Source organism: Paenibacillus sp. FSL W8-0194, assembly GCF_037969745.1.
Taxonomy (GTDB): Bacteria; Bacillota; Bacilli; order Paenibacillales; family Paenibacillaceae; genus Paenibacillus_AQ; species Paenibacillus_AQ cookii.
The window spans coordinates 5,226,798-5,250,000 of sequence record NZ_CP150205.1; the positions used below are offsets into that span (position 1 = coordinate 5,226,798).

General features: G+C 49.4%; 19 protein-coding genes, 1 rRNA gene and 1 pseudogene. 7 read left to right on the forward strand and 14 right to left on the reverse strand.

Annotated features, from left to right (window positions below):
* Positions 1 to 127 precede the first annotated feature (127 nt).
* The 3 genes and pseudogenes from MKY58_RS24145 to MKY58_RS24155 all read right to left on the reverse strand — a co-directional run bounded on the left by MKY58_RS24145 (position 128) and on the right by MKY58_RS24155 (position 2,683).
* The gene (locus MKY58_RS24145) at positions 128 to 1,711 is read right to left on the reverse strand and encodes an MFS transporter (RefSeq protein ID WP_339322432.1); all 1,584 of its coding nucleotides are present in this window, start codon (positions 1,709 to 1,711) and stop codon (positions 128 to 130) included.
* Positions 1,708 to 2,169 (reverse strand): SRPBCC family protein, encoded by a 462-nt coding sequence (locus MKY58_RS24150; protein WP_339322433.1) that lies wholly within the window; start codon positions 2,167 to 2,169, stop codon positions 1,708 to 1,710. The genes MKY58_RS24145 and MKY58_RS24150 overlap by 4 nt, the downstream gene beginning before the upstream one ends.
* A gap of 2 nt (positions 2,170 to 2,171) precedes the next feature.
* Positions 2,172 to 2,683: pseudogene (locus MKY58_RS24155) on the reverse strand (MerR family transcriptional regulator).
* A 222-nt stretch (positions 2,684 to 2,905) separates the two neighbouring features.
* Between MKY58_RS24155 and MKY58_RS24160 the strand changes: the two are divergent.
* From MKY58_RS24160 to MKY58_RS24180, 5 genes are all read left to right on the forward strand, one after another.
* Positions 2,906 to 4,045, forward strand: coding sequence for a tyrosine-protein phosphatase (locus tag MKY58_RS24160; protein ID WP_339322434.1), 1,140 nt, complete (start codon positions 2,906 to 2,908; stop codon positions 4,043 to 4,045).
* Between the two features lie 238 nt (positions 4,046 to 4,283).
* Complete coding sequence (locus MKY58_RS24165; protein ID WP_339322435.1) at positions 4,284 to 4,847, forward strand: XRE family transcriptional regulator; 564 nt, start codon at positions 4,284 to 4,286, stop codon at positions 4,845 to 4,847.
* 300 nt (positions 4,848 to 5,147) lie between these two features.
* Positions 5,148 to 6,311 (forward strand): alpha-hydroxy-acid oxidizing protein, encoded by a 1,164-nt coding sequence (locus MKY58_RS24170; RefSeq protein WP_339322436.1) that lies wholly within the window; start codon positions 5,148 to 5,150, stop codon positions 6,309 to 6,311.
* Between the two features lie 34 nt (positions 6,312 to 6,345).
* Positions 6,346 to 6,936 (forward strand): YetF domain-containing protein, encoded by a 591-nt coding sequence (locus tag MKY58_RS24175; RefSeq protein WP_339322437.1) that lies wholly within the window; start codon positions 6,346 to 6,348, stop codon positions 6,934 to 6,936.
* Positions 6,937 to 7,160: 224 nt separating this feature from the next.
* Positions 7,161 to 8,132 (forward strand): cation diffusion facilitator family transporter, encoded by a 972-nt coding sequence (locus tag MKY58_RS24180; protein WP_339322438.1) that lies wholly within the window; start codon positions 7,161 to 7,163, stop codon positions 8,130 to 8,132.
* Between the two features lie 167 nt (positions 8,133 to 8,299).
* Here the strand turns inward: MKY58_RS24180 and MKY58_RS24185 are convergent, their stop codons facing one another.
* From MKY58_RS24185 to MKY58_RS24215, 7 genes are all read right to left on the reverse strand, one after another.
* Complete coding sequence (locus MKY58_RS24185) at positions 8,300 to 9,415, reverse strand: HAMP domain-containing sensor histidine kinase (protein WP_339322439.1); 1,116 nt, start codon at positions 9,413 to 9,415, stop codon at positions 8,300 to 8,302.
* A complete protein-coding gene (locus MKY58_RS24190; protein WP_339322440.1) occupies positions 9,408 to 10,103 on the reverse strand; it encodes a response regulator transcription factor in 696 nt (231 codons plus the stop codon). The genes MKY58_RS24185 and MKY58_RS24190 overlap by 8 nt, the downstream gene beginning before the upstream one ends.
* A gap of 249 nt (positions 10,104 to 10,352) precedes the next feature.
* A complete protein-coding gene (locus MKY58_RS24195) occupies positions 10,353 to 13,271 on the reverse strand; it encodes a hypothetical protein (RefSeq protein ID WP_339322441.1) in 2,919 nt (972 codons plus the stop codon).
* A gap of 111 nt (positions 13,272 to 13,382) precedes the next feature.
* Positions 13,383 to 14,723: an extracellular solute-binding protein gene (locus MKY58_RS24200; RefSeq protein ID WP_339322442.1), complete on the reverse strand. Its 1,341-nt coding sequence runs from the start codon at positions 14,721 to 14,723 to the stop codon at positions 13,383 to 13,385.
* Positions 14,724 to 14,764: 41 nt separating this feature from the next.
* Positions 14,765 to 15,919 (reverse strand): biotin/lipoyl-binding protein, encoded by a 1,155-nt coding sequence (locus MKY58_RS24205; protein ID WP_339322443.1) that lies wholly within the window; start codon positions 15,917 to 15,919, stop codon positions 14,765 to 14,767.
* A 36-nt stretch (positions 15,920 to 15,955) separates the two neighbouring features.
* Positions 15,956 to 16,834 carry a carbohydrate ABC transporter permease gene (locus MKY58_RS24210; protein ID WP_339322444.1) on the reverse strand — a complete coding sequence of 293 codons (879 nt, stop codon included), beginning with the start codon at positions 16,832 to 16,834 and terminating at the stop codon, positions 15,956 to 15,958.
* A gap of 18 nt (positions 16,835 to 16,852) precedes the next feature.
* Positions 16,853 to 17,719, reverse strand: coding sequence for a sugar ABC transporter permease (locus MKY58_RS24215; RefSeq protein WP_339322445.1), 867 nt, complete (start codon positions 17,717 to 17,719; stop codon positions 16,853 to 16,855).
* Between the two features lie 369 nt (positions 17,720 to 18,088).
* On the opposite strand from MKY58_RS24215, the gene MKY58_RS24220 reads away from it, so the two are divergent.
* Positions 18,089 to 18,589, forward strand: a complete 501-nt coding sequence (locus MKY58_RS24220) for a DUF5381 family protein (protein ID WP_339322446.1) — start codon at positions 18,089 to 18,091, stop codon at positions 18,587 to 18,589.
* Positions 18,590 to 18,991: 402 nt separating this feature from the next.
* On the opposite strand, the gene MKY58_RS24225 is transcribed toward MKY58_RS24220, so the two are convergent.
* From MKY58_RS24225 to MKY58_RS24235, 3 genes are all read right to left on the reverse strand, one after another.
* Entirely contained in the window at positions 18,992 to 19,669 is a 678-nt protein-coding gene (locus MKY58_RS24225; RefSeq protein WP_339325240.1) for an SDR family NAD(P)-dependent oxidoreductase, read from the reverse strand.
* 522 nt (positions 19,670 to 20,191) lie between these two features.
* Positions 20,192 to 20,647, reverse strand: coding sequence for a DinB family protein (locus tag MKY58_RS24230; protein ID WP_339322447.1), 456 nt, complete (start codon positions 20,645 to 20,647; stop codon positions 20,192 to 20,194).
* A gap of 216 nt (positions 20,648 to 20,863) precedes the next feature.
* Positions 20,864 to 21,217, reverse strand: coding sequence for a helix-turn-helix domain-containing protein (locus MKY58_RS24235; protein ID WP_339322448.1), 354 nt, complete (start codon positions 21,215 to 21,217; stop codon positions 20,864 to 20,866).
* A gap of 196 nt (positions 21,218 to 21,413) precedes the next feature.
* On the opposite strand from MKY58_RS24235, the gene MKY58_RS24240 reads away from it, so the two are divergent.
* Complete coding sequence (locus MKY58_RS24240; RefSeq protein ID WP_339322449.1) at positions 21,414 to 22,823, forward strand: MFS transporter; 1,410 nt, start codon at positions 21,414 to 21,416, stop codon at positions 22,821 to 22,823.
* A gap of 161 nt (positions 22,824 to 22,984) precedes the next feature.
* Here MKY58_RS24240 and rrf read toward each other — a convergent pair.
* Positions 22,985 to 23,101: ribosomal RNA gene (gene rrf / locus MKY58_RS24245) — 5S ribosomal RNA — on the reverse strand.
* Positions 23,102 to 23,203 lie beyond the last annotated feature (102 nt).

Sequence of the window (23,203 nt, forward strand, 5' to 3'; positions counted from 1 at the left end):
CCCCATTTCGGACAACGAAAACGCGAATTTATAAAATCATATCCGATAGAAAGGGGCTGTGGCAAATTTTGGACAGAGGGGATAAAAACACTCCGTTTTAGCATGCTTCACAAGAAAAATCGTGCAATTAACTTGGCTCATGTTCGGTTCGAGTTAAGGGAGCCGGAATTCTGTCATCCTGTTTTTGGAGGGGGGCTCCGCTTGGGCGTATATGCTTAAGCCGGGCCACGACGAAAATCGCTACCATGACCAATAAGATGGCGCTGATCATCGCGACGGTGTTTAGCCCGTTGTTAAAAGCATTGCGAGCCGATGCAAGAAGTGTTGCATGAAGCGGATCTACGAGCTTTTGGGCCGCTTCAATCGCACCGACAAGCGAGTCACGCGCAGCCGCTTCGGTCTCGGGAGGCAGCGCAGCCGGCATCGTGTCCGCAATCCGATTGCGGTAAACAACCGTGCCGACGCTTCCCAGAACCGCGATGCCCAATGCAAAACCGATTTCAGCGCTCGTTTGCGATAAGGCCCCAGCAGCGCCCGCTTTCTCGGGCGGAGCGGCTCCGATGATCATATCGGGCGTTAAAGTCATGAGCGGGCCTGACCCGAAGTTCGTAAGCGCGTAACCGAGCACCAAACCCGCAAGGCCGGCCGATGCTTCGACTCGGGTAATGAGCAATAGTCCGGCCACCGAAAAAACCAATCCAATTCCAATCAGGTAAGCAGGACGGATTCGACGCGCTATAAGCGGGGATAACAGAAAACTCGCCATTTGCGCAGCTACCGCAGGCAGCAGCCATATCGCGGCTTGTAACGGGGTTAACCCGCCAACGAGCTGAAGATATTGCGTAACGAGCAGCATAATCACGCCCATGAGGAAGGGGCCGAAAAACTGGCCACCCATCGCCGTGCTGAGCGCACGGTTCGCAAACAAGCGCAGATCCAGCAATGGATTTGGCAGCCTCCGTTGGCGCCGCACAAATGCGATGCCGAACGCGCCCCCGGCCGCGATCGCCGCCATATTTAACGGCTGCAGCCCATTCTGGGCTAATCCCTTCATGCCGTAAACAATCGGTAAAATTGCGGCGAGCGACAGGCTGACGCTTATAAGATCAAGGCGGCTTGCATTTTCATCCCGGTATTCGGGCAGCAGTACCGGGCCAAGCACGAGCAGCAGCAGCATAACAGGTACGCCAATCATAAACACGGACCCCCACCAAAAGTGTGCAAGCATCACGCCCCCAATCACGGGACCGATAGCCGCGCCGCCCATGCACCCGGCCATCCATATACTGATGGCAAAACCTCGCTGCTTGGGATCATGGAACATACGGCTGATCAGCGCCAACGTTGAGGGTATCAGCGTGGCCCCGGCTATTCCGAGTATGGCGCGGGCAGCAATCAACATCCCCGGACTCACCGCAAACGCCGCCCCGATGGAAGCGATGCCAAATACAGTCGCTCCTATCATGAGCACCTTGCGGCGACCGACGCGGTCTCCCGAGGTACCCATCGTCATCAAAAATCCCGTAAGCATAAACCCGTATATATCCATGATCCACAATTGTTGGGTACTGCTGGCCCCCAAATCCGCGCTTAAGAACGGCAGCGCCAGTACCAGCACAAAAATATCGATGGAGACGAGCAGGCTTGTCAGGACCAATACGCCCAGTCCGGTCCATTCCCGCGCGCCCGCCTGCGCCTGGGGTTTCCTCATTGGTTTTTCTCGGGGTCGAACATGTTCTGCAGTTCTTCCCCCAGTTTGTCCAGCATGATTTTCGTTCCGTGTTCGCGCTGGACAGCCGTATCATGGCCGTCAAGGAAAACGCCCTGCTCCGTGTAAATCAGCTTCGTTCCTTGTTCCGTTTCTTTGAATTCCACCGTGGTTACCGATACCGATATCCTAACGTCTCCTTGGTCCATCGTATACGAATAAACGATCCGTTCGTTCGGCACGATTTCTTGATAGCAGGCATCAAAGGTATACACCGGGCCTCCGGGAGGGCCCCCACGATTGAATTCCCGCCCGCCTACACGGAACTCAAATGTTTCGGACTTTTGGAACCATTGACTCTTGATTGCAGGGTCCGACCAAGCCGCAAAGGCTCGTGCAGGCGGAGCCTCATAGTTTCTTTCAATCACAAAAGTATCATGCGTTGCAAAATGTTTGCTCACAATCATTCCTCCCTTTCGTTTCCTTCCATCGAATTTCCCCCGAGAAAGTCGCCCAATTTATCGAAATGGTTCTCCATGCTCGTCCGGCGTTCGGCAAAAAACTTTTCATGGCTTTTTTTCATTATGCTCAGCATTTTCGTAAAATCTTCGACCGTTAACGGCTCATCCTTCGCCATCAGGCTCGATGCGTTTTGCAATTCCTTTAAAAGCTTTTGCTGGATCCGATGTTTTCCTTCAACCGATCGATTTGAAGCATAACGACTTCATGCGGGTTGTAGCCGTCATCGGCCAGGATCGATTTGATCTCGTCGAGCGATAAACCCAAATCCTTTAAAGCCAGGATTTGCTGCAATCGGGATAAGTCCGATTCGTTATACAGCCTGTACCCCGCATCGGAATATCCGGACGGCGAATACAAACCGATCTGATCATAATACCGCAAGGTTCGAATGGTTAACCCCGTCAGTTTGGCCAATTCGCCGACCTTCCAACTTTTTTGGCTTGTAATGATCATCCCCTCATTTCGCGCGATCCAATTACCGGTAACTTCAATATACACCATTACGCCGCGTAAGGCTCAAGCATGTGATGAAAGGCTTGCTTCCCGCCTAATCAGCATGGAATCAAGCAAACTTTTACATTCGGTTTACGCAGGCTTGACGAAGGAAAAACACGCATCCCTCATGATAGAAAGGACATCTTGGAGTTCATTTAAATAAAGGGAGACATGATGGCAATGATGAAAAAAACGGCGCTTCTGGGCGCTGCATTCTTTTTGACCGTATCGCCGCTGGGCGCTGCCATGGCCGAGGCCGGTGCGGTTCCCCATAAAAATACGGCGGCTGTCCAGCATCCAGCGAAGCAGGGTGCTTTTACGGGAGCGACCGTCGAGAGAGCAAAAAACGGAGCCCTTACGATTCATTGGAAAACGTCGGCCGACCTTGGCCCGGTCAAAGTGTATTGGAGCACCAAACCCGACGGAGGCTGGAAAGAACTCGCGCGCACCTATGCTTCTTATGGCGGTTTGCATACAGCCGATCCGAATCCGGGAAGCCGGGTATATTTTAAAATCAAGGGCGGCAACGGCTCCGAAATCAAAACCGCTGAACGTTTGCTCCCCCTTCAAGGCGCGACCAACTTCCGCGATCTTGGCGGTTACCGAACGACGGACGGCAAAACCGTCAAATGGGGCAAGCTGTTCCGTTCGGACGAGCTGGCCGGCTTGACCAAGGCCGACATTTCTTTTCTTCAGAAAAGCGGGCTGAAAACGATCATCGATTACCGCACCGACGATGAAGTGAAGCAAAAACCCGATCCCGCCATCCAAGGCGCTGCCTACGTCCGGAACCCGGTTTTTGGGCAATCCGGCAGCGGAACCGATATTTTCGCATATATGGCTGCAGGCGAATTTGACAAAATGGGCAAACCCGGCGACGTGCTGATCGCGGCAAACCGGGACATGGTGGACCACCCTGAAGCTTACGCGAAGCTTTTTGACATGATGCTGGACCCTGCCACGACCGCTTTCGTTCAGCATTGCACCGCCGGCAAAGACCGCACCGGACTCGGCTCGGCGCTTATGCTCCTCGCGCTTGGCGTTCCGAAGGAAACGGTCATGCAGGATTTTCTCCTCAGCAACCAATACCGCGCAGCGTACAACAAAGCAGCCGTCGATGCCATGGTGAAACAGTTCCAACTGAAGGACGACAACGCCATCGGGATCATCCAGGCGCTGATGGACGTTCGCCCGGAATACATGAACGCCGCTTTCGACGAAATGGCCAAAAAATACGGCTCCATCCAAGGCTTCTTGGAAAAGGGAATCGGTCTGAGCGCAGCCGAGCAGGCCAAGCTGAAAAAAATGTATCTCGAATAGGTTGGATTCGTGCCTGAAAGCTAAATCGGCATGAGCGGTTAAAGGACGGTTCTTGCAGCGTTTCGCCGCAGAGGAACCGTCCTATTTCTGCGTTTTTTTAATATTTAAGAATCGTGTAGGCAAGATGAACGCTATATTGGAAATGTAGCTTGGAACAGGATGCTCCCCTTTCTCCTCCATTTGTTTTTGGATCGTATGTTATACTTTTCTTAAAACAACCCTCGAGGAGCGTATTTCTATGGCCGAAGAAATTCATCTCGTCATCGCCAAGAACTTAAAGGACATCCGTGATCGCAAAAAACTAAGCCTGGATAAAGTATCCGAATTAACGGGAGTCAGCAAAACGATGATCGGACAAATCGAAAGAGGGGAATCGAGCCCGACCATCACGACCATTTGGAAAATAGCGACGGGTTTGAAGGTATCTTTTACTTCATTGATCCATGAGCCTCAGCCTGAAACCAAAATCGTGCTCCGGGATGAAATCAACGTATTGTCGGAAGACGACGGAAAATATAGAGTGTACCCCTGCTTTCCTTATCATGAGGATCAGCGGTTTGAGCTTTATTTTATCGAAATCGAACCAGATGGTTACCATCACGCCGATCCGCATATTGAAGGCACGGAAGAATACGTCACCGTTTTTGACGGCGAAATGACCATCGAAGTCAACCAATCGAAGTTTACGATCAAACGCGGCGATTCGATCAGATTCAAAGCGGACCGATCCCATTCTTACCGTAATACCGGGGATTCCTTGGTGCGGGCAAGCATGACGATATATTATCCTGAAACGCAGTAACCGGGTCGCCGATGATACGCTCTCGCTCAGTCTGGGTAACTGGAGGCAAAGACGGGTGCTGTTACAGCTATCGATCATGCGTAAAGAGCAGGAGAAAAGTCTTGGCCTGAAGCCAAGGCTTTTTTTGTGCAACGGACGAAAAAAACGAACCCTCCTGCCCTCCCCTTAGACTTTCGCTCTCCGTTCACTATGGTTAAAGCAAGGAAAGAAAAATCCATTTATGTTGACTAACCTTCCTGCCATTTGTCCAAGCTAAGAATCGATGAAGCGGAATTTTTCAGAAAATGTGGAGGTATATGAATGGCATTTCAGAGCGAAACGATACAAATGGATATCTACCAATGCGGCGACGAGGCTGCGAAGCTTTTACCGGTATCGTTCGACGAATGGGAAAACCGAGCAAAACAAGTTCTTGCCGCTGCCCCGTTTGGCTACGTTTATGGAGCGGCAGGAGCCGGAGATACGCATCGCGGCAATGTGGATGCCTTCCAAAAATACCGGCTCCGGCCTCGGGTTTGCAGCGATATTTCCAAGCGTGATCTTTCGGTATCGATTTTCGGCGACCGATTCCCGGTTCCCTTTCTATTGGCGCCGATCGGGGTCAATACGATTCTTCATCCCGATGGCGAACTGGCACCTGCCAAAGCTGCGGCGAAACTGGGCGTTCCTTATATCCTTAGCAACGTTTCCAGCGTCTCCATGGAGGAGGTTGCCGAAGCAATGGGAGACGCCGTTAAATGGTTCCAACTTTATCCTCCCAAAGATCATGAGCTGACAAAAAGCTTTCTGAAACGTGCGGAGGCGGCCGGATTCAAGGCCATCGTCGTCACGGTGGATTCGACCCTTCTTGGATGGCGCGAAACCGATCTAAGGAATGCATACTTGCCTTTCCTTACGGGACAAGGAATGGGCAATTATTTTTCCGATCCCGTCTTTTGTTCGAAACTCAAGGAATCTCCCGACAAAAACGTGAAGGAGGCCGCCTTGAAGGCTCTGGAGGAAGGGAATAACACCTGTTTTACTTGGAAAGAGCTTGAATATATTCGGGAACAAACCCGTCTGCCTTTGCTGATTAAAGGAATTACGCATCCGGACGATGCCCTGCTGGCTTTGGAACATGGCGTCGACGGCATCATCGTTTCAAACCATGGAGGACGACAGCTTGATGGAGCCGTGGCGACGTTGGATGCCTTGCCTTCGATCAGCGAATCGATACAGGGCAAAATCCCGATTATTATGGACAGCGGCATTCGCAGAGGGGCGGATATCTTAAAAGCGATCGCTCTTGGGGCCACGGCCGTTTTGGTCGGACGCCCGTATGCTTACGCTTTAGCCGTTGCGGGACAATCCGGAGTAGAAGAAGTGATCAAACATCTTATGGCGGAAACCGAGCTGCAGCTGGCTATATCCGGGCGAAGCCGGATTGAAGAAGTGGATCAATCCCTGATTATGAAAGTAAAATGACCCAATACAACCATCTGGTATGGGAGGGGCCCAAATGAACCTTAGTTTTATCTGGGAAGCTTTGGCCGTGCTGTTCGTGGGATTTTGTTTGCTGCGCATATTGGGCAAAAAAACGGCAGCGGAAATGACGGGTCTTGAAATCATTACCCTGCTGGCTATGGCCTCTATGATCGGGCACGCGATTTCCGGGCACGGATTATGGAAAACCATCGTAACCTTGTGCATTTTCGTGGCGCTTTTGATTACGGTTCAAGTTCTGGCGATAAAATTCGATTGGGTCGAGAGATGGTTTATGGGCAAAGCAACGCTTGTCATTCAGGATGGAAAGATTATACCGCAAAACTTGAAAAAGCTGCGCTTATCCGCCGATCAATTGGAGGCAAAATTGCGGGTGAAGGGAATCTCCTCTTTTGCCGACGTCAAGACCGCTACCATTGAAATGAGCGGCCAAATCGGTTACGAATTGATGCGGCATGCCAAACCGGTAACGATCGGGGAGTTCGAACAGGCGTTGGCACAGCTGCAATTGAAGCTGCCACAACAGCAGACCCAACCAAAGGGGAATCTCTTCGACGAAGTCTTGCGCCAGGAGCATGAACATCACATTTCCCCGGATCTCGATTAAGAATATCCTTTCAGATGTTTCCTAAGCCGTCTAGGCTGCATCAACGCCCCCGCTTTTCCAATACATTGACCTAACAAGCCACTTTCGCAATGAGGATGTGGCTTTTATATTTTTTGTACCGGTTTGCCCTTGACGTGTTTTGGCTATCCACATATAATTAACATCAATAGAACATATGAGCAACTGTTCATATGATTACAACCATATAGGAAGTAGGTATAGGTATGGCAGGACATGATCACAATCACGCCCATGATCATAGTCACGGACATGGACAAAACAACAAAAAAGTGTTGCTGTTCTCTTTTATCATCATTACCGCTTATATGCTGGTCGAGGCATTTGGGGGATTTTTTACGAATAGTCTTGCCCTGTTATCCGATGCCGGTCATATGCTATCGGACTCTCTTGCGTTAGCGATCGCTTTACTTGCGTTTAAGTTTGGAGAAAAAGCCGTCAATAAGGGAAACACGTTTGGTTACCGGAGATTTGAAATATTGGCTGCGATGCTAAACGGCGTTACCCTGGTTGCGATTGCCTTATACATTTTTTACGAAGCGATCGATCGATTTGTGAACCCGCCGGAAGTCGCTACCGTGGGAATGCTGGTCATCAGTTGCGTCGGCCTGCTCATTAATATCCTGGTTGCTTGGATAATGATGCGTGGCAGCGATACGGAGCACAACCTGAACATGAGAGGCGCTTACCTGCACGTGATCAGTGATATGCTCGGATCGATCGGGGCCATTATTGCCGCACTGCTGATGATGTTTTTCGGCTGGGGATGGGCAGACCCGGTTGCCAGTGTCATCGTCGCAGTACTCGTTCTCCGGAGTGGTTACTATGTCAGCAAATCTTCCCTGCATGTACTTATGGAAGGAACGCCGCGTAACATCGATGTAGAGGAAGTTGTGCAAGCCATTTCGCAGTTTGAAGGCGTGAAGGCCGTGCATGATGTGCATATATGGACCATCACGAGCAACTTAAACGTGCTTACGGCCCATATTGTGGTCGACGGGAACAGAACGGTTTATGAGGTCGACGCCCTTTTGCAAAAAATCGAGCATATGCTGGAGCACAAAAATATTCCTCACTCTACCCTACAAATCGAATCCGAACAACATAGACACGATGAATCTGTTTTATGCAACGTAAAAGCCGGTGCACCGGATGCACATGCCCATCATCACCATTAATACAGGTTTGAATATCGGTTTATTGGAGCAGGTTGAAGTCTACCCGCTCCTTTTTTGATTCTTCAGGTAAGAAAATTGTCGTACGCAAAGGAATCTTGTCATTAGCAAAAAAACAGTTCACCTAAATCCACATGCACCGTTTCACCAATCCTCACAGCCGCAAGGCTTCACGGCTTCACGGCCTCCCGCCTCTCTCCCCGCGGCAGCCGTACTTCAAAAACGGTCCGAAGCAAGCTGCTTTCGGCCGTGATCGTTCCATTATGCTGCCCGATGATGTTCTTTGTGATAAATAAGCCCAGGCCCGTGCTGCCCTCCTGATGATTCCGGGATTTATCTCCGGTATAAAACATATCGAATAGATGCGGCAGCTCGTCCGGATGGATGCGATCGCCGTAGTTAATCACCTGAACTACCGCTTCATCTTCTTCAAGGGTTCCGTGAATATCTACAAACTGACCGTCGCTGCCGTACCGAATCGCATTGGTCAGCAAATTTTCAAACACGCGTGCCAGCAAGTCGCCATCGCCTGAAATGATCATTAGTGGAGTAACGCGCAACCGGGCTTCCAGTTTACTTTTCTCAAAAACAGGAAGCAACTCTTCGCATAGCTGCGTCAGCAGCTCGCTCAAATCGATCGATCGTTTTTCGACAGGCAGCATACCATAATTCATTCTCGTGATTTCAAACAATTCGTCGATCAGCTTCTCAAGGCGCTTTGACTTCGCGAAAGCAATGCTCGTATAATGCCTAACCTGTTCTTTGGTCAACAACTCGTCCCTAAGAATGAAATCCAGATAACCGATAACGGAAGTGAGCGGTGTACGCAAATCATGGGCCAAATTCAATATCAGCTGATCTTTGCTGCTCTCGGCAAAATCTCCCCTGATCACCGCTTGCTTCAGTTTCTCACCGGTCAGGTTGATATCCGCCGCGATATCACCGAACTCGTCCCGGGATGCAACCGAAACCCGCTTGTCGAACTCGCCGCTTGCGAGGCGACGAATCCCCGCAGAAATTTCTTTAAAATAAGCCACATAAGGTTTCGTAAGCAGGAAGAAGAACAAAACCGCCAACGGGACAAAAAATATCAGGAAAAAATTGATATCACCGACCGTTCGAATAAACTGTCGGACATGGTTCAACGGATCCTCGAATTTGACCTGTGTGCGGTAATAATATTGCAATATTTTGTATAATGAATATATGATGATGCCGGATAAAAACATGCTTAAGCCGAACAGCACAATCATTTTGGAGCGGAAGCCTCGTATGAAGTTAGCCATTGAACGTATAGCCTACCCCCCAAACCGTTTTGATCAGCTTGTTTTGGTTCGTATCGTCGCGCAGTTTTTTTCGCAATGTCCGAATATGTACTATAACTGTATTGCTTGTTTCAAAGTAGAAGTCGCCCCATACATGCTGGAAAATATTTTCCGTGCTAAACACCTTCTTGGGATAACTGGCCAGTAGGAGCAAGATGTCAAACTCCTTGGGCGTCAGCTCGATCGTTTCTCCGTACAGGGTCACTGTACGCTGATCGGGATATATGACCAAACCTCCCGCTTCCAGCTTGGATTTGTCGGAAGGCGCTGTTTGCCTCATTTGCATATAACGGCGAAGATGGGCGTTCACGCGCGCGATCAGCTCCATCGGATTGAAAGGTTTGGTGATATAATCGTCCGCCCCTCTCACCAGCCCGGCAATTTTATCAAGATCGGAGGTTTTGGCGCTCACAAAAATGATCGGCATTTGATGGCGCTCCTGAATTTGCCGGATGACTTCATAACCGTCCAGCTTGGGCATCATAATGTCCAATATCGCCAGATCGACGGAATGCGCCTGAACGGCTTGCACCGCCTCCTCCCCGTCCGCTGCTTTAAGGACATCATAGCCTTCCTTTTTCAAGTGCAGTTCGATCAGGTCCGCGATTTCCGCCTCATCGTCCGCAATGAGAATTGTAACCTGTTTCATGATATCCATCCTCTGCGTATAGTTCAGATTGAATCTGGGGACTTAAGAAGAACAAGCGTTAATCAATCCAAGAAATATCACGTCCCACCTGACTACACATCTTACATGGAATATCTTAAAAATTCTTTTAGAATAATTAAAAGGTTATTAAAACTGCAAACTGACAGAAATTCATCAAAAAAACACCCCCGAAAATACAGTCCATATCTTCAGGGATGTTGTCCTCTAACAACTTGTGTATCAGTAATACTATTCTCTATCCGGTCTATTGGCCTGATTCTCTTCGTAAATAAAGGGATAGCTTTGACTTCCGAGCAGCATTCTCCGACCTTGGAACTCGTCATACAGATTGATGCGAACCGCCCCTCCGCTTACGATTTTGCTGAAATTGCCGTTTAAGTTAATGGAGTATGATTTATTATTGCCGATGGTCAGATCGGTACCGAGTGTTACAACCTTTTCCGTCGACTGTCCGGTTGGGTCGATCAGCTCCATGATGAGCTTATGGTCATATGAACCTGTTTCGTAATCCCCGTTCCTTACGAGATTATAATAAATAACCGTAGTAAGCGTATCTTTTCCTGCGCTAAGCCTACCTTCTCCTCTCGTAATGGTGAGATGGTACGGAAACATTTCAACATTCTGCAGATTGGTTGTTGGTTGTATAACTTTAGGGCTAAGTGCCAACCCCACCGTATTGATCGATCCCGTTGATTCTTCCCCTAACTCTGTCATCTTTCCGTTTGCTACACCTTCCCCGATATACAATACAAGCTGCGAAGGATTCACATGCTGCGGAAGCTTGCTCCAAATGGTCACCAGATTTTTCCCGTTCGGACTTGTCTTATCGGATGATTGACTGACCTTGGCCTCAAATATCTCGTTTTCCGGCGTTTTATAGTAAGCAACCAGCTGTGCCTGTTTGGATTGGCGTGTTTCACGGCTCGCCATCACCAATTCAGTATATATTACACTGGAGCTGTTGTCTTGATAAACCGTCGTCAGGCGTTCTCGGACTTCCGCTTTCTTGCCGGGCGTATGAATAAGATATGATTCGCCGGCAGCGACCTGTTTCATAACAGTGTTGAGCGAATGGGTATTCAGCGACAGAAATTTGTGTACATCCTCTCCTGAAGTTTCCAGCAGATCGACTCTCAATTGATTGAATGGATAGGAATACGGAACATTGGCAAGTACATACAAGTCCATGGTTTCATTCGGTGCCAAGGTTGTTTGGTCATTCGGTACGACCACTTGGGCCGTGCTGCTGAGATCGCGCATTCCTGCCTTAACTGCCGCTTTAAGCTCAGGCAGCGGTACGGTCGATGATTTGGTATTACGAATACTGATTTGGGCTGCAATTTGATCCCCATCTCCCTGTGGCATCCGCTGAAACGAGCTTAGTTTGACGCCGAATGTGCCGTGAGCATTCTCGATGATGTTTTCTACACCCAGATAACTTTCACTTTCCGGAGCATAAGGGATTTTATAGCGGGCAGCCGGGAAGCTGATCTTCCCTTCCGCAGCAGGCTCCGTCAATTGCAGCTGCAGCCTACTCTGATTCATATGTAACGGCACATCCGCACTGAGATCAATGAGCCTCTCTTCCAGCGGCTTCAGTACAATATGATCAAGCCCCTTTGTTATCACCGGGATGTTGTAGCCTTCATCCGTGAGGATGGAAAGCTCATAGGCCGGCAGCTTCAATGATCTTTCACCGAGATTTTTAACGCGAAATTGAAGGTTCCATTTGCCGGTATCGTTCTCAGCAGACACGGAAGCATGTTTTAGCTGCGTCTCTATCGTTTGATGGTTCACCGATATGTTTCGGATGGCATAATCCGCCGTAGGCGCATCAGCAGTAATGGCCGGAAGCTTGAAGGTTCTTACAGGCAGCATCATGTTCAAAGCCTCGTCTTCCTGCGAAATTTGCATCGTCATATTGTCTGTTTGCAGTTTGGTCGGAACCTCTGCGAGATAATAAATGGTTCGTTTCTGTCCTGGCTGGATCCTGAAGCTGCCCCCTGTATCATCCTCAGGCATGAGATCGAACACCGAGCCGCTGGCCGACTTCAGTTGCATTTTATATCCGGGATCGCTCAGTACCTTCTTGCCTCCGTTTGCAAAATTAATCCCCACTCTCACATACACTTTTTCATTATGCTTCATTCGCTGCACACTTTCCGCCTTAACCGTAACAGGCTGCTGTTTCATCCGCAGCTTTGCGCTATTGCCCTTAGCCACGGCGGCCTCCGTGGATGCTGCGGGAAGCTTGAACGATTGCACCGGAACACGAATCTTTAACGCTTCGTCTTCCTGAGCCAGCTGTAGCGTCATTCCATTCGTCTGCATCGTGGAAGGGATCTCCGTCCAATAGGAGATAACGCCGCTCTCCTGAGGCTGAAGCTTGTAGCCGGTGCTGGCTGAATCGGAGATAAGCTCAAATACCGAGCCGCCGGCCGACTTCAGGTATGCTTTATACCCGGGGTCGCTTAATACCTTTGTTCCTCCATTCGTGAGTCCGAGTCCCAATCTAATATAAACTTTTCCATTGATGGCATACCTCTGCAGGGTATCCACCTTGGCCGTAACGGGAAGATGATTCATCGTGATCTTCTTGCTCTGACCGATCGGAACTTCCGTAGAGTACTCAGCCGGAATGGTGAAATGCCCCAGTCTCTTCTGATAATTCGCGCTGCCAAAATCCCAACCGAACATGGAAACCCTGATTCCGTTTACCTTTGTCGATTTTCCAACATTCGCATAGTACGTCACGGATAGGCTGCTGTTCGCCGGCACCGTTCGTTTGGCCGCGTCACTCGTTACATTCTTGCCTTTTACCGACGTGCCACTTGGCGTAGTAACTTGGGAAAAATAATCGATAAGATCCACTCTGCTGCCACTGCTGTTTCGATAACGAAGTGTATAGACGAGAATATTTCCGTCTGGCTGAGTGAAAATATCCATCTCCGTCAGCTCTACACTGACGTTTTGCTTCAATGGTACCGATCCCAGTTTGTCCAGTGTGAAGCTGGATGCGGCTGCAGCAACGGATTTGGAAACAGAGTGACCTGTTGTGGATGCCCCGTACACGTCAAGGGCAAACCCCTGACTCAACATGGCTGCACTGAGCATGATGAACGCATATGTCTTTTTTGGCCTGTGCATAAATGTACCTCCCTGTATAAAAAAGGAAAATCAATAAGTCTGTCCTCCGCTTTCTCTCATCTGTGAAAAAGGTAGCAGCGCACAAAAGTGGGCTGCTGCCTAGTGATCTAACTATTCGTTTAGATAGGTGGTTACTCGGTTCTGGATCAGCTTCGCCACTTCTTCTGCTGTTTTCTGTCCGCTGAAGAACGCCATAGACTCTTCACCGGCAATCGATATCACTTTACTGTCCAGATCCACGTATTGATCCGCGGATTGAACAATTTGTTTAAATACAGTGAATTGTTCGTCAGGTACTTTGGCTTGTTGCCCATTGGGTAGCTTATAATCGCCACTTCTTACTTTTTCCTGAAGGTCATTGATCATCTTTTCATTCACGGATTTAAGCATCGAGAACCCTTCTCTTTCCTGCAGTAATTGTGCTTCTTCCGACAATAGGAAGGTGATGAACTTCCAAGCTTCGTCTTGTGCCGGCGATTTGGCATGGATCGCGAACTGGTTTGAAGTAAAGACACGCGCACCTTTTTGACCCGCGGTTTCTCCCGCTCGGGGTAACAGCATGATCTTTGGATGATCAAACAGCATATAAGGGCCGTCGATGAAATCAAGCGGTGACCTGATCGGGGTGGAACTGAACAATTGATGGCCCGGCTGTGCCTCGCCGGCGGTTATGATCTTCTCCTTATTCATGTTCATCGCTTGCCGGAGCAAATCCACAAATTCCGGAGAGTCGAACGAAGCCTTTTTGGCGGAAGGTTCAACAAATGTAGCATAGTTCTCATAGAGCATCTCCTGAAAAAGATATTCCGGCGGGTAGGACGCCAATGCATATACCTCCCTGGTACCGCTCTCCTTTGCCTTCCGGATCACTTCCTTCGAAACCTCCCCGAACTTTTTCCAATCCCAGGTCTTATCATCAAACGTCACGTTGGCGTTGCCCAGTATGTCCCCATTACCGACCAATACCCTCAAAGAGTAACCCGATGGGATGGTATACACTCCGCCATTCAGCTTCAGACCGTCCACAATCTTCATTTGTAAATCGCCTTTATCGAGCGTCTTGTCCTGCTTCAGCAAATCATTCATATTGAGCAGGAAGCCTTTGCTCACAAATTCTTTAACAGGCAAGCCGTCAACTTCAATGATATCCATGCCCTTGCCCGATAACATGGCTGTATTCGTAGCAGTACGATACTTCTCGAATTCCCCGGGTCCCCATTGTTCACCCATGCTCTTGTATGCATTGATCTGCAAGTCGATATCCGGGTATTTCTCTTCGAACTTTTTTTCCAGCGTTTGATAGAATGGACTCGTCTCTCTTAGCGACAGGGTAAGCACTGTTTTCCCTTCTTTCGTTGCGGGCTTATTCACATTCCCGCTTCCTCCTGAGCCGCATGCAGTTAAACTAGCGATTAAAGCTCCCATAGAAATAAACAAAAGCCATTTTTTCATTGTATGATTTCCTCCTGATATGTTCTGGTTCAAACGCTAAACTATTCCAAGCGAACCCGGTTGCCATCCTGCAGGGGCTCGCTGCTGTCCAGGATGATCTTATCCTGTTCATATATGCTGTCCGTTTGGATCATCGTTTCTTTGTCATTTCGCTCGCTGAACTTGATGTTGACTTTCCGGGCTACAAAAACATTACCGAGTGCACCCGGCTGTTCTTCGACTACAAAAACATACACGCCTTCCCGGTCCTGATGAATAGCTTCATTAGAAACAAGCAGCCCTTGATCGAGAGAGCTTTTCTCGATGTTAATCCGAGCCTGCTCACCTCCCTTCAGCTTGGCATCGATGAGTTTAATACGAATGCTCTTTTGAGGGATGGCTGCCGCCTCTGCTTCTTGGGATGCCCCCTCTATAAGCGGCTCTGCATTGGTGATTTCTTCAATGATGCCTTCCATGACGCTTGCTTGCTGCTCTTTATCTGCGAGGACCTCTACCTCGATCCGCTCTCCAACAGATAACCCAATGCTGGACAAGCGCTTTGCATCCGCACCCACGTTGAACCTATAGCCTTGACTGCTATTTGAGACAATGACATCCGGCTCGCCCGCAGATGCCAGTCCTTCGACCGCATTCAGCTTCGTTACAATACCGTCGAACGGAGCGGTAAGCATCTGATCTTTTGCCAGCCGTTCTTTCATCTCGTTGATCTTGCGTTCCTGCGCAGCAATATCAAGTTTCCCTTTTTCAATTTCGCGTTTTGCGCTGCGCAGCTTAAGCTCATCCTCTTCAATGGAGGATAGAATAAACTGGTCCTGAAGATTTTGCTGCTCGATTCTTTGCTTTTCCAGATTCGTGACTTCAAGTTCGATTTCTTGTCTCGCCGCTGGGTTGTCATAAGTGATAAGCTTCTGCCCTTTCTTGACCCGTTCTCCTTCTTTCACGAGAATCTGTCGAACCTTCCAGCCGGTTGAACCGGATAGCTTTGCTTCAGCGATCGGCTGAAGTATTCCGCTTCCTTCGATGGATAGCGTGATGCCTCCATGTTTCGGCTGCTCCGTGGTTACCTTGGGTAAGGTCAAGGACTGCAGCGTATTGCTGAACAATGTAAAGAGCAGCAGCAGCCCCATGAAACCCACGAACACGATTTGAAGGATTCGCTTTCGTCGTTGATCAGCTACCCCTTTTCCTAGCTCCATATTCTTTTTTTCTCCTCCTAAAAACGCCCTGAAAAGTTAACCCTTAACGCCTGACAATTGAATGCCCTCTATGAAATACGACTCTGCGTACAAAAATAACAGCACCATCGGGGCCATATAGAGCATGGATGCAGCAAAGGCAATCCCCCGGTCGCTATCTTTGATCCTGGATAAAAAGACGGACAACGGCTGCTTGAACGGGTCGTCCAAAAAGATAAGCGGTTGTTCCACCATGTTCCAATAATCAACGAACAGCAGGATCACAAGGGCGGCCAGCCCCGGCTTGATCATCGGTATAATCATCGTCATGAAGATCCGCAAATGTCCGGCGCCGTCTATTTTGGCAGCTTCAATGTAGGCGTAGGGAATGTCCAGCATGAACTGTCTCAGCATAAACACGCCAAAAGCCGCAAAAATGCCTGGAACAATGATGGCATTCGTACTATTCAGCATGCCAAGCTTATCGACCATAATATAGTTGGGCACCAGCGTGACTTGGAATGGCATGAGCATCGTCATGACGTACACAAGAAACATCGAATCCCGGCCGCGGAATTTCAGCTTGGAGAATGCATAAGCGGCCAGTGCTCCCACGATGGTCTGACCCGCAATGATCGGCACCACCATGAACACGGAGTTCCAGAACATCGTCAGATACTTCGGGTTGTCAATGAACAACTTCCCATACTGTGCAAAAGACACCTTGTCGGGAATCAGTTTCAGGTTTGCAAAAGAGCCGTCTCTACCTGAAGTCACTTCATTCATTTGACCGATGAGACCATAATTGATCCGGATCTCCTGTTCTGTCATCAATGAATTTGTGAATGTAATCACAATAGGCGATATCAAAACCAGGGCGATAACACCCATGACGAATGTTAATACACTTTTTTTCAATATATGGACGACTCGCACGAGACTTCGCTCCACCTCCTATTCCATGTACTGCCGATGCCGGCGCTCAATGGCAAACAACGCCAGGACGATCAGCAGAATACAGACAAACATCAGGGACGCCGCTGCGGTCAGTTTCTGAATGTCGAGTGAAATGAACATATTATTCATATAGTGCTGCATCATGTAAATGCTGTCATGGGGATAATCGCCTGCGATCAGATATGTTTCCCGGAACACTTTGAATGAGTTGATAATGGACATAATCACGACAAAGAACATCGAAGAAGTCAGATAGACCAGCGTAACGCTTCGGAATTGCCGCAATCTGCCAGCCCCTTCAATCCGGGCCGTTTCGTAGTAATCCTTCGGGATTTGCTGCAGTCCCGCCAAGAATAAAATGACGTTGTAACCGATGTTCTTCCATAGATACACCATGATCACGACCACGCGTGCCGATTCCGTCTTCATCCAATCCACCCGTTCAAATCCAAAGCTGTTCAGCCAGGCGTTCAGGGAGCCGTTCCAATCAAATAGCAGCTGCCAGATCATGATAATGGAGGCGACGGGCACAACAAGCGGCATCACATAAGCGGTCCGAAGCCATTTTTGAAAATATGTATTTTTATGAAGCAGCATCGCTAACCCGAGCGACAGCATGACCATAAGCGGAACGCTGACTGCGCTGAAATACAACGTGTTGGACGCCGCCTTGCGGAAGGAAGCACTGCCAAACAGCTCCACGTAATTATCGAGACCCACAAAATGGCCGTCAACCGATTGGCTCATAAAGGAATAGTACACACTCATGGCAAAAGGAATAAGGTAAAAGAGTGCAAATCCCATGCCGCTTGGCACGAGAAAGAACATGGCCGCCGAAGCATCCTTACGGAGCCATTTTTTCATGATATTCTGGATCCATCCTTTCACTGTTAATTTCGACTTCCATATTGATTCCTGTTACGCTTCCTATGCGATTAAGATTAGATAGGAATGATTAAGAAAAAAGTGGGTAGATATTAAAAATATCTAAAATTTCTTACGTATTGCGTTTTCTTAAACCTCCATGATAACTTAGGAAAGACAATGTCAAATCATTGGGTTAATAGGAAAAGGTGACCATTCGTTCTTAAAGAGCTTGGCAAGAGGCATAAATCGCCAGATTGTGAACCATGTGACCGGCGAGGCTTCCGGCTTGTCAGCTAAAGTCGTCGTAAGGGAATCCGCTGGATTAACGGAATGTTCAAATCATTTGAGGAGGCGGGGCGCTGGATCATGAACGCGATATTTTATCGAAAATCCGTGGCATGGGCCAAAACACTCGGCAGCTTACTGTTTGTGCTGGCCTGCCTGTTTCTGCTGTATGCGGCTTTTTTTATGGATACCTCTTTTATTCGCAAGTTCTTTTGTATCACATCAGCCATGATAGGGATTCCATTTTTTGGAGGATATTTGGTTGTCAGCTTGCCAAAGGCGCTCAAATCAAACACGCAGCTGCTGGCCTACGATCAAAATTCCGTTTCGGACGGTACGCGGACCGTAGCCTGGGCGGAAATTGCCAGCATCAGCTACAGCGGCCCTTCCATTCGGAAGTGGCTGCTTCCGAAATTTCCTATGCTGATTTTTCATTTGAAAAACAGGGAGACCTGGAGCGTGAATACGTATTATTTGTTGACCGATACCGAAATTCGGTCTGTCATGAAGCGTCTGCGGGGGCAGATCAGCCGAAACGGAAAGGAAACGAAATGGATCAGTAGTGAGGATTTGCTTACATGAGCGAGGATGCCTATATATTTTCACTAGAAGAGCGGGGTTACGCCTTGGCTGTTCATCAAGGGGAGAAAATGGCGGCAGGTCTCATGAGGGCATACCAGCTTCAGAAGGTCCTTGTTCTTCGTCCCACTTTCCTCAAGCGCCAGGAACGGCCGAATATCGGCATGACGAAACCGTCTCATGCGAGGACGTGTCCGCGATTGCATTAAACGAACGGCCAACGTAATCTGGAGGCTGGAACGGGCAGCGAAGTCATCCGGCATGGAAGTTCGAAGCGCATTGGAAAAGTGCATGATCTAAAGCACAGTCTATACTTGCACAATTAAGGTAAAAAAGGACAGCTGCGATCGCTCAGCAACTCTCCTTTTAATGAAAAGACCATCGCACATGAATGGGCGTCAATGATCATTCCTTATATAAATATTCTTTCCGGTCTCTATTATTATACAACTCCCAATACACATCAGCGATCCGGTCCGGATCATAATAGGTCCCTTGCTGAACATGGTCTGCGATCAAAACCTGGCCCACATAAATTCCATGGGGCTCCAACGTCTCGGCCAGGGAAAGCGCCAGTGAGCGGACCGCGGCTTTGCCGATGGATAAAGAAGCATACTGTGGATTCGGATTCAACGCAATACCGCCCCCCGTGAAAAAGAGAGCCCCCCTTTTCATTTCGACCATATCCGGAATGACTTGCTGCGCGCTGGTTAATGCGCCGACCGTATTTACTTTCAGATCATCAATCAACTGCTGTTCTGTCAACGAAAGAGCATCCCCAGGCACAATATGTGCCGCGTTATATACAAAAACATCGGCGGCTCCATATAAATTCCTGATTTGGGTAAACGCTGTTTTGACGGAATCCGGTTCCGAAGCATCAGCAGTTACTCCGTATGACTCGATGTTCATCTGCCGCAGCTCCTCCAAGCTGTGCTGCAGCGAAGCCTCGGTTCTTGATAGGAGTACCACCCGGAAGCCTTTGCTCCCGAATTTCCTAGCGATCCCCGCACTTACGCCCGGGCCGGCCCCTACGATCACCAATAGAGGTTTATTACTCATCCTTGCCATCCCTTCTTTCATATATTGGATTGATTGGTCATTTTTCTGTATTTCTATATTTCTGATAATATAGATATAAATATTCTTCGTCAAATACTTTATTTAGCTGTTGCAATATCAGTCGTGAATACGTATTATTTGTTGACCGATACCGAAATTCGGTCTGTCATGAAGCGTCTGCGGGGGCAGATCAGCCGAAACGGGAAGGAAACGAAATGGATCTGTAGTGAGGATTTGCTTAGATGAGCGAGGATGCCTATATATTTTCACTAGAAGAGTGGGGTTACGCCTTAACTGTTCATCAAGGGGAGAAAATGGCTGCAGGACTCGTGAGGGCATATGATTGTGGAACAGGCTGACGGCTGGTGAATCTACAGCCTCCCCTCTCTATGGCGGGCTTTCGTCAGACCCGCTGTCGTTGCCATCTCAGCCAGAGATTGAAGGTTTGTATGCCTGTGTATGTTGTTGCTTATGGGGACGAACGTCTCCCGTTCGTTCAATGAATGCTAACCCATACCGGATCATGGTGATTTTTAGGCCTTGTTAGAGCCGCGCGAACGTGATGTAATCGACTTGGACAGGCTCTGCCGATTCCATCCGAAGGGCCCGGTTGATCTGTCCCCGGTGATATTGCCCATGCAAGAGAACCTGCAACAGGATGTCCCGCACGGACGTCCGGAACGGATCCCCGCTCTGATTCGCATAGTCGATCATCTCATCCAACCCGGATTCCTCGAGCCCCTCGACATAGACGCGATATTCCTCGGCGTTTTCTTCGAACATCCTTTGGATCGCCGCCAGGTCTTCCGCTTCCTCCCACAACGAATATTGCGCGCTGCCCTTGCCCTGCAATCGGGACAACCAGACCCGTTCCGCGACCGCGACGTGCCGGACCAGCTTCAGAAGTTCCTTGTTCTTCGTCCCGCTTTCCTCAAGCGCGTCCAAAATGCGTCCGTCCGCCCAGTACAGGTGGTCCATCATGCTCTTGATCGTCTTCATTTCGGTTTCCCCCCACTTCGTCTTATCGAATGTCTTGAGCCTACTGTTATCCGTTAGTTTAATCATTTGAATGAACTAAAACAACCTCTTTTGGGTGATTCCTTGTACGAGGGAGTGCTGAATGGGCGTCCATGACCATTCCTTATACATATATTCCTTCCGGTCAAAGTGTGCCTGTCGGACGGATTCTTAAAATTCGTAAATCAGCGGCCAACGTCACATGTTTGAGCTTGCCTGGTTCTCGGTTGATCCCTGGATGTACCGCTCTCCCCACTCGCACATCACATCGATGACCGGCCCAAGGGACTGGCCGAGCCCGCTCAACTCATAAACGACTTTCGGCGGAACCTGGTTGTATACCGTCCTGATGATGACCCCATCCTCCTCCAGCTCTCTAAGCTGCTGAGTCAGCATTTTCTGCGTGATGCCCGGGATCAACTTTTTTAGCTCGCCCGTTCGTTTCGCTCCATAGGTTAAATGGCATAAAATAAGCGTTTTCCATTTTCCCCCGATGACTTCCAAGGTCGCTTCTATAGGTATATTAAAAGCTTGCTGCATACTTGTTTTCATGGCATGTTTTCCCCCGATCAAAATAGGTACTTTTGGGTTCCTATATTACCTTTTGGTGAAAATGACACAAAAAAGTGCGTACTTCTGTTCCTCGATTATATGATACATAATCTCCTTGTGCCAACAAGGAAATCGGCATATCTAATCCAGCCGTTTCCGGAATGGATGATTATTCATAATGAGGAGGACATATCGAATGAAGGCAAACGGTAAAACGTTTCAAAGTTCCGGCAAGCTTTCCTGGGGCTTATTGTTCGTTTTGTGCGGCGCTATTTTTCTGGAAGGGATCGACGTGTCGATGATGGGCGTGGCTCTGCCCGCGATCCGTGCTGAACTGGGCATGTCGACCGGTTCGCTGCAATGGGTAGTCAGCGCCTATGTACTGGGGTATGGCGGCTTCATGCTGCTCGGGGGCCGGGCAGCCGACCTGTTCGGGCGAAAAAAAATGTTTCTGCTATGGCTCACGGTTTTCTTTGCTTTCTCCGGGCTAGGCGGGCTATCGACCGAAGGCTGGATGCTGATCACTGCCCGGTTTGTTACAGGCATTAGCGCAGCGTTTATGACTCCGGCCGGCTTATCCATCATCACGACAAGCTTTGCGGAGGGATCTGCACGCAACAAGGCATTGCTCGTTTATGCCGGGACGGCAGCCGCCGGGTTTTCACTGGGTCTTGTGGTCGGAGGCATCTTAAGTGAGATCAGCTGGCGGTGGGTTTTCTTTGGACCGGTTTTATTGGCGTTCGTGATTCTTCTAGCCGCGATTCGCCTCATACCGGCCTCCGGTCGGCCGGAGGCATCCTCCAAAGGCTTCGATCTGGCCGGGGCAATCAGCGTCACGGCAGCCATGCTGCTTCTGGTCTACGGTGTCGTGGAATCTTCCAACCTGGGCTGGAGCTGGACCACCGGAATATTAGCCTGCAGTGTTCTGCTTTTTGGTCTCTTCGCAACGATTGAGCGACGCTCGGCATCCCCCTTGGTACGCCTTGGCATATTTTCTGCCAGCTCACTCGTCCGGGCAAACCTGGGTGCCATGTTGTTTGCCGGCTCTTTTTTCGGGTTCCAATTCGTGACGGTACTCTACCTCCAAGAACTGCGCGGCTGGTCATCCCTTGAAACGGGTCTTGCCCTGCTCGCCGTCGGTGTCGATTCCATACTCGCACCTACCCTGACCCCCAAGCTGGTAAACCGTTTCGGCAATATTCCGGTGATTTTCGGCGGATTCTGCCTTGCTGCGTTAGCCTACGCCCTTTTTCTTCCCATCGGTTTGGACTGGACCTATGCAGCGATGTTCCCGACGATGATCCTGACGGGCCTCGCCTTTTCGCTGACTTACGGACCTTTAACGATCGCCGCCACGGACGGAATTGCGGAAGAAGAGCAGGGGCTCGCCAGCGGTTTATTGAATACCTCCTTCCAGTTCGGCGCCGCACTCGGTTTGGCGGTCGTGACCGCTGTGCAGATTGGCGCTACAGGTTTGGACAATTCCCCGCAAGCGATGCTCGACGGCTACCGCACAGCGATGATCGTTCCGATTGCTGCTTCCCTTCTCGGGATTGGCATCACCGCTCTCGGCCTTCGCAAACGTTCGCCGGTAGTGAACAGTTAAATATGAAGAAGCTCCGTCCGCTGGATAAAAGAAACCAAGAGCAGGAACCTGCCCTTGGTTTCTTTACTGGTCTGTTCATTGAAATCGTAGTAACCCGATCCGGCGTTCACGTATGTGCTAATAAAAAAACCACTGTCGATGTTCATCAACAGTGGTCCTTCGCTTGGCAACGTCCTACTCTCCCAGGACCCTTCGGTCCAAGTACCATCGGCGCTGGAGGGCTTAACGGTCGTGTTCGGGATGGGTACGCGTGGAACCCCTCCGCTATCGCCACCAAACGATTCAAGTGCTTTGATCACCTGAAAACTAGATACGAAACGTTTGCGTTTTAAATACTCCGTAGCATTTCCCGGTTTTTGTTCCGGGCCCCGCCAAAGTAC